The sequence below is a fragment of the Pedobacter sp. L105 genome, from assembly GCF_009765875.1.
Lineage (GTDB): Bacteria > Bacteroidota > Bacteroidia > Sphingobacteriales > Sphingobacteriaceae > Pedobacter.
The window spans coordinates 276,506-290,288 of the sequence record NZ_LMUP01000014.1 but is presented as its reverse complement, the minus strand read 5'-3'; the positions used below and the strand labels follow the sequence as shown (position 1 = coordinate 290,288).

Genomic DNA, 13,783 nt, shown 5'->3' with positions numbered 1-13,783 from the left:
ATTCTATAGAAGAAATTGTTTGTGGTTTACCTGCTTTTAAGCGTTTTGATTTAAAACGATCATGAAATGTAAGCAGTATGAACAATTGTCAAAGCTTAGTTATGCATAACAATCTTATTTTTCAGCCGAAATTATCGTAGCAGCATATTGCAAAAGCGCTTCATTTTCTTTATTTCTTGAGCTGAATAAAACAGATATCTCTTTCTTAATGATCGCTATCGTCGCTTCATCTGCACCTGATAAGGCGGCAACAATCGGCGCGCCTACATCCATCATCATTTCCCAATAACGGTCAAAACTTTGATAATTTACATTCCCTTTAATTTCCTTTTCAGTTATACGTATAAAACCTGTTTCCTTAAATATTGTCATCATTAAACCGGGCGCAGCACAGCGAAACATACCCGGTGCCCCGGGAACCGGAGCCGGAAGATCAACATATTTCTGTATGATGCTCATCATGGTAGTTACCCAATTATTTAAGCCCGGATCTGCCCACACGGAGATCGCAATTCTCCCGCCCGATTTTAAAACACGGTGCATTTCTCCCGCTGCCTGCTGCATATCAGAAAAGAACATAAAGCCCATTCGACAGCTCACTGCATCAAAAATCTCTTTATCAAAAGGTAACTCACATGCATCGCCAACAAGAGTTGTATAGTTCTTCAATCCTTTTCCAGCAGCGTTTTCGGCGGCAATAACCAGCATATCTTCTGCAAGGTCCAGGCCTGTTACTTCTCCTTTTGTAACCAGGCCGGCCATTGTAATTCCCGGCTCTCCCGTGCCTGCTGCAATATCTAAAACATGGTCATTGTCCTTTAAATTCAGGCTGCTGATAATGGTTTCGCCCATAGGTAGCAGAAAATGCATGTTAAAATCATCCCATTTTTTCCATCCTGAGGAAAAACTGTTCCAGGATTGCTTTTGCTGTTCGCGGATTTGTTCAAAACGGGTTTCCATTTTTCAGACATTAAAGATTAATAATCACGCGGATGATGGAAAAGGATCGGCCTGCTACTATTTCCATTAAACTCAATTCAGCATCCTTTTTTCAAACCATCTTTTAGCAGAATAGGATTATTCAGATGAAGATAAAAATTAAAATCTGCTTAGTCAAGATGAGATCAAATCAATTTTGAAAAACACAAAAACCTTTAAGCAAGTGTTTTACCAAAACAAATACTGTTTTCGAGCCCAACGTAAGGGCCATACTTTGGTATTTCCACATAACCGGCTTTCTGATACAATGCCTGTGCTTCCATTTGTCTTACCCCGGTTTCCAACACAGTATACCGGAAACCCAACTCCTGCGCCCATATTTCTAATTCCCTGAGAACCATTTTACTGATTCCCTTGCCGCGGGCAACTTCTTGCACAAACATTCTTTTCAATTCTACAGATTCCTGATCAAAAGACTTAAAACAGCCGCTACCTACTGCTACACCATCCAAATAAGCAATCACCACTGTATCCAATTTTGCAATAAGGTTATGCTGCTCATAAATATCCATGATATCTCCATTGCGCTTACGCAGGTCGTCATTTAACTCAGCAATCAGGGATTGGAAATCTGTATCGGCGCTTGTTGTACGTTGAAGGGTTACTTTGTTCATATGGCTAAATAAAATGCAAATCTAAATTATTTACCCAAAATCACCCTGAATGTTAGATTAATTCTGGCCTTCATAGATTTTTTCGATTTAGCTATGCGGTGTTGCCATTTATCCTGGAAATCCCCCTTCATAAAAAAATAAGAACCATCCTCTAATAATACTTTAAATTTATCCTGAGGATTAATCTTACTTCTGATATCAAACTCACGTTCCTGGCCAAAACTAACGGAAACAACAAACATATTTTTGCCGGGCACCCCGTCACCATCACTATGCCAGCTTACAGAGTCGTTTCCATCCCGGTAATAATTGAGCAGCACACTGTTGAATGACATGCCTGCCAGCTTTTCTACCCGCGATTTGATTTCCAGCAGTTCTTTTGTCCAGGGAAAAGCGCCCGACTTCTCTCCTTGAATAGCATCATCTGTTCCTTCATCGCCAAACCAGGCAGTTAACCTTGGTGTGAGTACTTCTTTCCCATACATCAATGCTGACTTCTGGCTCCAGGATGTTTCGCGAATTAGCTTTTCCCTAAAAAATTCACTTTCTTCCTTACTGAAAACCCCTGGTCTATAGTCAAATATAGGTGTAGACAGGTTTTTCTCAGCGCCCATCTCCTCCATAAAATTCAATTGTTCCATTCCTTATGTTAATCGCATTCAATCACAAATTGAAACGTCAGTGACCGGTTTTTGTTTTTTAACAGAATAGGAATTATTTCCATGGACAGTAAAAAAACATTTCTAGCCAAGTACCTGTACCGAATCAAAAAATTCGATACGTAACATTAAAGTCCCTGACTAAATATTTCTTTTATATCTGCCTCATTTTTCGTTAATTGAGTTTTATTTACCGCTCAATATGGAAAGAAGAAACTTCATCAAAACAGGTACTATCGCCAGCCTTAGCCTGGGTTCATTACTCAACAGCTCCTGTAAGGAGGTACCTTCAAAAAGTACAACCGCAGAAGGAGATCATCCGCAGCAGGATAATTTTGAACTGAATGAAATCTCAATTGCTGCACTCCAGCGAAAAATGAAGGATAAGACACATACTTCCCGTTCTATCACAGAACTTTACCTGAAAAGGATTGATGCGATGGATAAACAAGGGCCAATGATCAATGCGGTTATAGAACTGAACAAAGATGCACTGGAAATAGCAGATATGCTGGATAAAGAACGTGCAGCAGGTAAAGTGCGTGGGCCTATGCATGGTATCCCGGTACTGATCAAAGATAATATTGACACCGGCGACCACATGCACACCACTGCAGGGTCTATAGCTTTGCAGGATAATGTTGCTGCTAAAGATGCCTTTATTATTAACTTATTGCGTGCGTCGGGAGCCGTCATTTTAGGTAAAACCAATTTAAGCGAATGGGCAAATTTTCGCTCCACCAGTTCTACCAGTGCATGGAGCAGCCGCGGCGGGCAAACTAAAAACCCGTATATCCTCGACCGTAATCCGAGTGGCTCCAGTGCTGGATCGGGCGCGGCAGTGGCAGCAAATTTTTGTACAGTAGCCATTGGAACAGAAACTGATGGCTCGGTAGTTTCTCCCTCTTCCGTTAATGGATTGGTAGGGATTAAACCCACTGTCGGTTTGTTGAGCCGTACGGGTATCATTCCCATTTCAAAAACACAGGACACAGCCGGACCAATGGCAAGAACAGTGGAGGATGCTGCCATCTTATTGGGTATCCTTGCTGGAATAGATCCAGCAGATCCATCTACCCTGCTAAGTAAAGGAAAAGCCGAAAAAGATTATACTCAGTTTTTGACGCCCGATGGCCTGAAGGGCAAACGCCTTGGCCTGGAGAAATCTGCACTAAAAGGCAATGCTGCAATGGAAAGCCTGCTGCAGGATGCACTTAAAACATTGCGCAGCAAAGGGGCCATAATTGTAGAAATTGAGCTTAACAAAGTATTGGAAAGTACAGGGAAGGCAGAATTTGAAGTCCTGCTTTATGAATTTAAAGATGGCTTAAACCAATACCTGCAAAAAGCCAATTCCAAAATCAAAACCCTTGCAGACCTCATTTCTTACAACAAACAAAACGAGACCAAAGCGATGCCTTTCTTTAAACAGGAAACCCTGGAACTCGCCCAGCAAAAAGACGGGTTGGATACACCAGCCTATCTGGAAGCGTTAAAAAAGTCAAACAGCTTTACGCAGCAAACCATTGATACGCTGATGAAAAAAGAAAAGCTGGATGCTTTTATTGGGCCAACCAATGGTTTTGCGGTATGCATCGATCTGGTAAATGGTGATTATGATAACGGATTTTCGTTTTCCACTCCCGCAGCCCGGGCCGGTTATCCGCATATTACCGTACCAATGGGCAGCTGGCATGAACTGCCGATGGGATTATCATTTTTTGGTACCGCCTATAGTGAGCCTGAACTGATAAAAATGGCTTATGCCTATGAACAGGCCAGTAAAAAAAGAACACCACCTCAATTTATGCCGGCCTTGGTAGGATAATGTGATCTTGTTTAGCGAACAGTAATCTGTACTATTAATTCTTAATTCTGTACAAATTTTTGTCTTCTGTGCAAAATACCTTTGACATATAATAATTAACACAGAAGAAGATGTCAAAAACAATTTTAATTACCGGTGCATCACGTGGATTCGGTAAATTATGGGCAGAAGCGTTTTTAAAACGCGGCGACAGGGTTGCTGCAACTGCCAGAGATTTAAATGCGCTGAACGACCTGGTTGAAAAATATGGAGATGCTATTCTCCCCATCCAGCTGGACGTAAACGATCACGATGCTTGTTTTGCAGCAGTAAACAAGGTGAAAGAAAAATTTGGAACCATAGATGTAGTGATCAATAATGCAGGATACGGATTATTCGGAGCAATTGAAGAAACTACTGAAGAGCAGGCACGAAACCAGATGGAAACGAATTTCTTTGGCGTACTTTGGATCACACAGGCTGTTCTGCCGATCATGAGGGAACAAAAAAGCGGACATATTATCCAGGTATCCAGTTTCCTTGGTTTAATTACCTTACCCATACTAGGATTATACAATGCTTCAAAATTTGCAGTGGAAGGATTTAGTGAAACTTTAGCCACAGAAGTAAAAGGTTTTGGTATCAACATTACACTGGTAGAACCGAATGGCTTCTCTACAGATTGGAGCGGCGCCTCAGCAAATCAAACTACACCAAAAGAGATTTATGCCCCCTTGAAAAAGGCCTTTATGGAAGCTGCAACGCCAGACTCATGGGGCAAACCCGAAGCTACCGTTGATCCGATTTTAAAAATTGTAGATAGCGAGAATCCTCCTTTACGTGTATTGTTTGGTAAAGTAGCTTATCCTGCTGTTAAACAGGTTTATGAGCAACGTTTGGCCAGTTTTGAGGAATGGAAAGAAGTTTCTGCTGCTGCACACGGTTAAGCTGAACCAAAGAACAATTATGACATTTACCCACACAATCTACACTCAAAAATGTGTAGATTGTGTTAATTTTTAAGCCATGAAACATTATAAAAGCCTGACTACACTCCACCGGGAAAATGCGTTTCCGCCACCTGAAAATCCGCTGATCAGTTTATATCAATGCAGAGGCATTTGCAGTATGGGCGACCGGGAATTTACCAGCGATTTTTATATGATCGGATTTAAAAAATTAAAGTCGGGCATTGTTTTGTACGGCAGGACTAAATATGACCACGAATCCGGTTCTATGATGTTTGTGAGACCACATCAGATCATTGAATTAAAATTCCTCGAATTTGATGAAGATGGTTTCCTTATTTTCTTTCACGAAGACTTTTTAAATGGACACAGTTTACATGACGAAATAAAAAAATACAACTTCTTTGATTACGAAACAAATGAGGCGCTCCATCTTTCCCCAAAAGAAGAGCAAATTACATGGGATTTATTTCATAAAATTGAAAACGAATATTTAAATAACCAGGATGAATATAGTAAGGAGATTATGTTGAGCACGCTTGATACCTTACTCAAATATTCCCAGCGTTTTTATAAACGGCAATTCATAAACCGCGCTGAGAGTTCAGGTAAAACAGTAACGAAATTCAATAAGGCCATTAATACCTATGTGGAAAGCGGCCTCTTGTCAACCAAAGGATTACCATCCGTTAATCATATCGCCTCCCAGCTTAACATATCTCCGAGTTATCTGAGCGACCTCCTCAAACAGGAAAGTGGTAAAACAGCTTTGGAACATATCCATATTTATCTGGTATCGGAAGCTAAAAACCTGCTTATTGTTGATGATCAGTCTGTATCAGAAATCGCTTATCGACTTGGGTTCGACAGTATTTCTTACTTCTCCAGATTATTTAAAAAGGAAGTAGGCCTAAGTCCGCTGCAATTTAAAAAACAGGTTTTCAACTGAGTTTTTTTTAAAAGAATCAGGTAGAATTAAATTCCAGCATTGCCCCTTATACGCCATTAAGCTCATTACAATTTCTTTTTCGCCCTTTCGTTTATGATCAGCTTGTTCTCGATACGCTTATCTGGAATAAACCAGATACCGGCCACAAGCGCATAAACTGCCAGTCCCAGCCAGGGACTTAAAAAACAGAGCCCCAAAGCCGCAGCGTAAAGTACAACACTTACCTTTCCTTTGGTATCATTTCCAAAAGCTTCGGCCAGTAAAGAATTTTCATCATGGCCCCGGATCAGCGTTTTAACTAAAATAGCATAGGCGATTGCATTGAGAACTAATACGATACCATAAAAGATTACCGGCCATTTGGCAAAGTGGTTCTCCCCCATCCAGTCGGTCACAAATGGAATCAGCGACAACCAAAAAAGCAAATGAAGGTTAGCCCATAATACTTTACCGTTTACAGATTCTACTGCCTGAAACATATGGTGATGATTATTCCAGTAAATCCCCACATAAATAAAGCTGAGTACGTAACTTACAAACACAGGAATCATAGGCTGTAAGCTCTCTATACTGGCATCATAAGGCAGCTTCAGCGTCAATACCATAATAGTGATAATGATGGCTATCACTCCATCGCTAAAAGCTTCCAGACGTCCTTTTTCCATATTTTATTGGGGTTGATGATCAAAATTTACAGCAATATAGGCTTTCTTTCTAATCCTGTGCGGCTGCAACAGCAAAAATTTCGGTAAACATCAATGTACAGCTTAACCGATAAATGATTAAATTAACACCATTCCAACGTCTGCTCTGTCTAATCCACAACTAACCATCGCTCATGAAACGCATTTTCCCAGGTCTCGATAAATTCTTGCTGTTAACAGTTATCGCTATTGGCTTCAGCAATTACTTATCTGCCCAAATAGCCAAAACAGATCTTTCATTTGTTGTATCAATGGAAAATCCTCAAAACCACCTCTATCATGTAACTGTAACTTATACGCACAATACAAAAGAAAACCTCGACTTTAAAATGAGCGCCTGGACACCGGGTTTTTATGAGATCGTTGATTTTGCCGGTGCAGTAGCTAATTTTCATGCGGCAACTGCCGATGGAAAAGAACTCACCTGGAAAAAAACCGATGCCAATACCTGGGAAGTAGACAGCCACAAAGCAAACACAGTTTCTATTACTTACGATGTAAAAGCCATAGAGAAATTTATTGGTAATGTTTATCTCGATGAAAATTATGGATATATTATTCCAGGGGCACTCCTGGTTTACCTGGATGAAGCTTTAAGAAAACCTGTCACACTGCAGATCAAACCTTATAGCCAATGGAATGATTTTGTGGCTACCGGGCTTAATGCAGTAGCAGGAGAAAAAAACACTTTTCGTGCTACCAATTTTGATGAACTGTTTGACAGTCCTTTACTGATGGGTAAACTACAACTGCTGCCTGTCTTTAATGTAAAAAACATTCCCCACCAGTTTATAGGTTACGACCTGGGGGATTTTAACCGTGATCAATTTACTGCCGATCTGCAAAAGATCGTGACCAGCGCCACCAGCCTGATGGGCGATATCCCCTATTTACATTATACTTTTTTAGCGGTTGGTATCAAAGGTGGTGGCGGATTTGGTGGAATTGAGCATTTAAATTCTGCTTCCTTACTGGTTGGCACTAAAAATCTGTTTACCAATCCCAACTCAAAAAACTCATTTTACAGCTTCCTGGCACATGAGTTTTTTCATCTCTACAATGTAAAACGTATCCGTCCTATTGCTTTGGGCCCATTTGATTACAGCAAGGAGAATTATACCAATATGATCTGGGTATCAGAAGGATTTACGGATTACTATCAAAACCTGATCTTAAAAAGTGCAGGCCTCGTTAATAAAGAATATGTATTAAATGGTTACCAGAATGCCATCAGCAGTTATGAAAACAGCACTGGCCATCTATATCAGTCGGCCACACAGGCAAGCCACGATATCTGGGCCATCCGTGGCAGGCCAACCATGCGAACACCCGAAGAAATATCTAAAACGGTTAATGTTTATGATAAAGGATCTGCTTTGGGTTTATTGCTGGACCTAAAAATCAGGCATGAATCGCAAAACAAACATTCCCTTGATGATGTGATGCGCGCTCTGTATAAAGACTATTATCAGGTTAAAAAAAGAGGTTTCACAGATCAGGAATTTCAGCAGGAATGCGAACGTATGGCCGGTGTGCCCCTCACAGAAATATTTGACTATGCGTCAACCGTAAAACCAATCAATTATCCAAAATACTTTGCCTACGCTGGTCTCGCTATTGACACCGTTAACAAAGCCTTACCGGGCGGCTCCATGGGGGCAATTGTGGGTTACAGGGATAGCACTGTGATTGTAAGAGAAGTAACCTGGCAATTACCTGCATCAAATGCCGGGTTACAGGCAGGAGATAAAATACTAACAGTGAACGGCGTAAAAATAACCAGGGATTTTGATGAAATGCTCGGTAAAATGCAAAACGGACAAGAGTTAAAACTCAGCATCAAACGCGGAGATCAGACACAGGAGCTAACCGTAAAGCTAGTCACCGGTTATAAAAAAAGCTTTGCGATTACAATGCTTCCCCATCCTACTGCGCTCGAAACCAGTATCTATAAAAGCTGGTTGAGGGAATAACAAGTAAACCAAAATAACTTAAAGCAAATGTATAAAAGTAAGATCCTTTGTACTGGATAAATCTTCACTGGAAGTACTTGGCAATGATGGTGAAAAGGTGATATGGTTTACCCTGATAAAGATACTACTGGTGTTGCAGTATTTGCTGAAGGAAAAGCAGTAATTGAGCACCTGCATCTATGGGATCTCAGTAAATAAAAAATGCCCGGCATTCATCTCAAAAGATAAATACCGGGCATCATATACTGTTACTAGTTGGTTGCTAAAATCTGTGAAGCATGGTTTTTAGTATCAACTTTTTCAATCACCTTGGTAATATATCCTTTTTGATCGATCAGGAAAGTGGTGCGGGTGGTGCTGAAAGCTTTTACACCTAATCTTTCTTTTTCAGTCCATACGCCGTATTTCATGTGAATAGACTTATCTACGTCGGCCAGTAAAGAAAAAGGCAGCTTGTTGTTTTCTTTAAACCCCCTGTGCGACGCTTCGTCGTCAGTGCTTACACCCAAAACAGTATATCCTTGTTTGGTCAGCTCAGTAAAATTATCACGTAGACTGCAGGCTTCAGCTGTACAACCAGAACTATTATCCTTAGGATAGAAATACAGTACTACTTTTTTGCCTTTAAACTGCTTCAGAGAAACAGTCTTACCATCCTGGTCTTTAGAAACAAAATCTGGCGCTTTATCACCGGGTTTCAAGCTGGTTTGTGCATAATTCACTGCTGGAACAGCCAGCATGAAAAATAAGAATATGGAAGCTAGTGGTTTCATAAAATTAAAGTTTTTTGTTAAAAATACCTAATTAACAAATTGAAATCCTTTTGTTTCCGGGATGTTACAAACTAGGTGCAGTATCTGCACAGACAGTTTCATATGATGACAATTTATAAGACAAACCAGACAAAAAGCCGTTTTATCACAGCTTCGCACTTAAATCAAATAAATAATAATTAATATTCTTGTTTTATGTTTAAACAGCATTAATTGAATATTAATGACCATCTTTATAGCACCCTCTGCAATTTGAGCTTTCCTACGCTTAACGGTTTAGCACCGTAATAAATTTTACCCCGATTTTGTTCCTTAATTTATGAATGAATTTAAAGTTGATCTTACAAATTGCGATATTGAACCTATACATATATTAGGAAGGATACAGTCCCACGGTTTTTTGGTAGCCGTAAACAATAAAACACAATTGATCTCCTACATCAGTGAAAACGTCCAATTATTTATTCATGAACCAGCCGCAAACTATATTGGTGAGCGTTTTGCAGTTTTAGAAAAAAAGATTGATTTCAACGTATCTGGCGCAGGTTTAACGATTAGCCAGCTGGTCACTGTTGGCGATAATGGCAAAGAGCCGGAGATTAACAATCCTATTTATCTCGAAATTGGCAAAATCCCCTATTTCCTAATTGTTACCCTTTCAGGGGATGACAAATTCCTGGAATTTGAACCTATTACCTCTGATGCACAAGCAGACTTGCAGCAAACTATCGGACGCTCTATGTCTGGCATTTTATCCGCCAGGGACCTGGATTCCATGTTTCAGAAAACAGCCGTAGAGATCAAAAAAATTATCAAATACGACAGGGTAATGGTCTATCAGTTTAGCGAAGAAGGGCATGGTAAAATCATAGCGGAGGCCAAAATTGAGATTCTGAATCCCTTTTTAGGATTGCACTACCCTGCCTCCGATATACCAAAACAGGCAAGAGAACTTTATAAAGTTAACTTAACACGTATCATTGCAGATGTAAATAGTGATGACTCCCCCCTGCTGTCTACCGCTGGACAACAGCCACTTAATCTCACACATGCCGGCTTAAGGGCGGTATCACCTATTCATATCCAATATTTAAAAAACATGGGCGTAGTGTCCAGTTTCAGTATTTCGCTGATTGCGGGCGATCAGCTATGGGGTTTAATTGTTTGCCATAACTATTCGCCGCGTTTCATTAATTACAAAGCCCGTGAAGCCGCTAAATTACTGGGACAGGTACTTTCTTCAGCGCTTGAATACCGCCAGGGAGAAGAAGATAGCGAACTATTTTTAGCGCTCAATAAAGGAGTAACCGATATCATCGAGCACCTGGAAAAAGAAGATGATCTAACCACTGCTTTAACCGGAAACGAGGTGTCTTTAAGAGATATCGCCAATGCCTCTGGTGTGGCTTTAGTATTTGATCAAAAAATCACCACCCTGGGCCTAACGCCAACTGAAGAACAAATTAAGGAAATTGCTGTGTGGCTTAAAACCAACATGCCCGATTCTTTATATTATACTCATCGGTTTCCGCAAATATTTTTTCCTGCAATGCATTATAGCGAAATAGCGAGTGGTTTACTCGCCTGTATGCTTTCAAGGGAACTGGGAGAATTTATCATCTGGTTTAAACCAGAGCAGATCAACCATATCACCTGGGCAGGTAATCCAGAAAAACCTGTGGAAATGAATGCAAATGGACTCCTGCAAATGAGCCCAAGAAAATCATTTGAGAAGTGGACCGATATTGTGAGAAATACCTCACAAAAATGGAACAGGGCCGAGATAACAGCAGTGGTTTCCCTGCGTGAGCATATCGTTTATGTCATTAAACGTAAAGCCAATGAAATCAGAAGATTAAATGAATTGCTAAAACAGTCTTACGAAGAGCTGAACATCTTCAGTTATACCGTCACTCATGATCTGCGTACCCCTTTATCTGCCATCAAATCTTATGCTGAACTGTTGTTGATCAACAATAAGAGTTTGGATGATCAGGCTAAAAAAGTATTGGAAAGAATTAATGCCTGCGCAGATAAAATGGCTTTATTGATCAAAGAAATCCTTAATTATTCCAGCCTGGGCAAGGCCGATATTATTATGGTGCCTATAGAAATGGGCGACATGATAAATACCATCAAAACCGATGTCATTGAAGGCTTACAGCCTGAGAACTTACAATTTGAAATTGGAGATACCCCCTCAATTACTGGCGATGCTGTACTGATCAACCAGGTTTTCACGAACCTGATCAGCAACGCAGTAAAATATTCTTCCAAATCAAACCCTTCCAAAGTTTCGGTAAGCGGCATTAAAAAAGATAAAGAAGTGGTCTATATCATTACAGACAACGGCATAGGTATCGATGATAAATATTACAATTTAGTATTTGAGCTATTTAAGCGTATGGATAATGTGAAAGGGTTTGAAGGAACCGGGGTTGGATTGGCAATTGTAAAACGTGTGATGGAAAAGCATAATGGAAAAGTGTGGTTTGAAAGCAAACTGGGAATGGGAACAACGTTTTATTTATCTTTTGAATGTTAGAAACAGTAACGAATACCGACATATTTTTTGTTGAAGATGATACTGATTTTGCCTTTATCATGGAAACTGCAGTACTGGAGCTTAGCAAGCCCGCCACCATACAAATATTAGACAATGGGAAAGAAGCCATTTTAAAATTGAAGCGCCTGGCAGAAGATAAACTGAAGCCTAAGCTGATCTTATTGGACCTCAACCTTCCAGGAATTTCAGGGATTGAAATACTGAAACAAATAAGGGATATCACTTACTTAAGGTATGTACCTGTAGTGCTGTTCTCCACTTCCGAGGAGGCGACAGATATTAGGACATCGCTGGAATTTGGCGCCAATGCTTATGTAACCAAACCATCAAGTTATTCAGACCTGATCATTTGTTTGCAGTCTTTCGCCGATTTCTGGTTACATCAAAATGCATTTGTTAGTTAACGATATGAAAAAAATAGTCTATATAGAAGATGATCCCGATATTGCCACGGTGATTGAAATGGCCCTCGGAGACATTTATCAGTTGATGGTGTTGATGGATGCGCATGAAATAGCTGAAAAAATTTCGCATTTTATGCCAGACCTTATCCTCATTGACAATTATATCGGTTTAAAAAAAGCTGCTGATGTAATCAAAGAGATTAAACAAGCTGATAAACTTAAGGATGTACCATTCATTCTATGCTCAGGCAGTTCAGATATACATACTTTAGCACAGGAAATGTCTGCCAATGCCTATTTAGAAAAACCCTTTGAACTGGCAGATTTGTATACGATCATTAAAAAGGTATTTGATGGACATATAAGCTAAGGGCATCATTTTTTTCCGAAAAATAACATCGTTGATCGTGGTGAAAGATTTGTAAATTCGAAGACCAATGAATCCAAAACAGCGTAAATTAACTCTCCCGCCCCTTCCTGCGGTATTAGGATCTATTCTCAGCGTTCAAATTGGTGCAGCACTGGCCAAAGGCTTGTTCCCTGCATTAGGAGCAGCCGGCACCACTACCTTAAGGATCGGTTTATCTGCCTTGATGCTCATCCTGGTAAACAGGCCAAACTTCAGTAAACTCAGCAGGCAGCAGTGGAATGCAGTGATCTCCTATGGCATTTGCCTTGGGGCGATGAATGGCATTTATTATCTCGCTTTGTCGCGCATCCCTCTGGGGATGGCAGTCACACTTGAATTTATTGGTCCGCTCATGCTTGCCGTAGTGGGCTCAAAACGTAAAATAGAATTTTTATGGGTACTGCTCGCCGCAGCAGGAATAGCGTTTATAGCCCCATGGAATGGTAAAGGGATAGATCTTTTTGGAGCGGGCATGGCACTATTGGCAGGGGTTTTCTGGGCGGGTTATATCCTTTTAGGCAGGCGTACTTCAGCCGTTTTAGAAGGAAAACAAGCAGTTACTATAGGCATGATCTTCGCCACACTAGTTATTCTGCCATTTGGCATTTCCAGCGGTGGCCTGTTGCATTTTACACCACTCATGATCCTTCCGGCGGTGGCCCTCGCTTTATTTTCCAGTGCTATTCCCTTTTCTCTGGAGATTTATGCCCTCAAACATATCCCGGCAAAAACATTCAGCATCCTGATGAGCCTTGAGCCTGCTGTGGCCGCAATTTGCGGAATGATATTCTTAAAAGAATTCCTTTCCCTTACAGAATGGGCTGCTGTATCGCTGGTTGTGATTGCCAGTGCAGGGGCTACACTCACTAAAGAGCAAACAGATATCAAATAAGTCTTCACACCGTTCACAGTTTATAAACAAATTCAAAACCAGGCGCTTGTAATTGTGTTCTATTAA

At 40.5% G+C, this 13,783-nt stretch carries 13 protein-coding genes; 8 read left to right on the top strand and 5 right to left on the bottom strand.

Going from position 1 to position 13,783, the window contains the following annotated elements; translation table 11 throughout:
* Positions 1-114: 114 nt before the first annotated feature.
* The 3 genes from GSQ84_RS24290 to GSQ84_RS24280 all read right to left on the bottom strand — a co-directional run bounded on the left by GSQ84_RS24290 (position 115) and on the right by GSQ84_RS24280 (position 2,254).
* Positions 115-960 (bottom strand): class I SAM-dependent methyltransferase, encoded by an 846-nt coding sequence (locus tag GSQ84_RS24290; RefSeq protein ID WP_158799970.1) that lies wholly within the window; start codon positions 958-960, stop codon positions 115-117.
* Between the two features lie 194 nt (positions 961-1,154).
* Positions 1,155-1,613 (bottom strand): GNAT family N-acetyltransferase, encoded by a 459-nt coding sequence (locus tag GSQ84_RS24285; protein ID WP_158799969.1) that lies wholly within the window; start codon positions 1,611-1,613, stop codon positions 1,155-1,157.
* 26 nt (positions 1,614-1,639) lie between these two features.
* The gene (locus GSQ84_RS24280; RefSeq protein ID WP_158799968.1) at positions 1,640-2,254 is read right to left on the bottom strand and encodes an alpha-ketoglutarate-dependent dioxygenase AlkB; all 615 of its coding nucleotides are present in this window, start codon (positions 2,252-2,254) and stop codon (positions 1,640-1,642) included.
* 220 nt (positions 2,255-2,474) lie between these two features.
* On the opposite strand from GSQ84_RS24280, the gene GSQ84_RS24275 reads away from it, so the two are divergent.
* The 3 genes from GSQ84_RS24275 (at position 2,475) to GSQ84_RS24265 (ending at position 5,996) form a co-directional block, all read left to right on the top strand.
* The gene (locus GSQ84_RS24275; protein ID WP_158799967.1) at positions 2,475-4,100 is read left to right on the top strand and encodes an amidase; all 1,626 of its coding nucleotides are present in this window, start codon (positions 2,475-2,477) and stop codon (positions 4,098-4,100) included.
* Between the two features lie 110 nt (positions 4,101-4,210).
* The gene (locus tag GSQ84_RS24270; RefSeq protein ID WP_158799966.1) at positions 4,211-5,026 is read left to right on the top strand and encodes an SDR family oxidoreductase; all 816 of its coding nucleotides are present in this window, start codon (positions 4,211-4,213) and stop codon (positions 5,024-5,026) included.
* 79 nt (positions 5,027-5,105) lie between these two features.
* The gene (locus GSQ84_RS24265) at positions 5,106-5,996 is read left to right on the top strand and encodes an AraC family transcriptional regulator (RefSeq protein WP_158799965.1); all 891 of its coding nucleotides are present in this window, start codon (positions 5,106-5,108) and stop codon (positions 5,994-5,996) included.
* A 65-nt stretch (positions 5,997-6,061) separates the two neighbouring features.
* Here GSQ84_RS24265 and GSQ84_RS24260 read toward each other — a convergent pair whose 3' ends face one another.
* Entirely contained in the window at positions 6,062-6,661 is a 600-nt protein-coding gene (locus GSQ84_RS24260) for a TMEM175 family protein (protein ID WP_158799964.1), read from the bottom strand.
* 173 nt (positions 6,662-6,834) lie between these two features.
* Here GSQ84_RS24260 and GSQ84_RS24255 point away from each other — a divergent pair, with 173 nt between their 5' ends.
* A complete protein-coding gene (locus GSQ84_RS24255) occupies positions 6,835-8,673 on the top strand; it encodes a M61 family metallopeptidase (RefSeq protein WP_158799963.1) in 1,839 nt (612 codons plus the stop codon).
* A 251-nt stretch (positions 8,674-8,924) separates the two neighbouring features.
* Here GSQ84_RS24255 and bcp read toward each other — a convergent pair whose 3' ends face one another.
* Positions 8,925-9,446, bottom strand: coding sequence for a thioredoxin-dependent thiol peroxidase (bcp, locus tag GSQ84_RS24250; protein WP_174238691.1), 522 nt, complete (start codon positions 9,444-9,446; stop codon positions 8,925-8,927).
* A gap of 319 nt (positions 9,447-9,765) precedes the next feature.
* Here bcp and GSQ84_RS24245 point away from each other — a divergent pair, with 319 nt between their 5' ends.
* The 4 genes from GSQ84_RS24245 (at position 9,766) to GSQ84_RS24230 (ending at position 13,717) form a co-directional block, all read left to right on the top strand.
* Positions 9,766-11,991: an ATP-binding protein gene (locus GSQ84_RS24245; protein ID WP_158799962.1), complete on the top strand. Its 2,226-nt coding sequence runs from the start codon at positions 9,766-9,768 to the stop codon at positions 11,989-11,991.
* Positions 11,985-12,416 (top strand): response regulator, encoded by a 432-nt coding sequence (locus tag GSQ84_RS24240; protein ID WP_158799961.1) that lies wholly within the window; start codon positions 11,985-11,987, stop codon positions 12,414-12,416. Before GSQ84_RS24245 ends, GSQ84_RS24240 begins: the two co-directional genes overlap by 7 nt.
* A gap of 4 nt (positions 12,417-12,420) precedes the next feature.
* Positions 12,421-12,786 carry a response regulator gene (locus GSQ84_RS24235; RefSeq protein ID WP_158799960.1) on the top strand — a complete coding sequence of 122 codons (366 nt, stop codon included), beginning with the start codon at positions 12,421-12,423 and terminating at the stop codon, positions 12,784-12,786.
* Positions 12,787-12,853: 67 nt separating this feature from the next.
* On the top strand, positions 12,854-13,717 hold the full coding sequence (locus GSQ84_RS24230; protein WP_158799959.1) for a DMT family transporter: 864 nt from the start codon (positions 12,854-12,856) through the stop codon (positions 13,715-13,717).
* Positions 13,718-13,783: the final 66 nt, after the last annotated feature.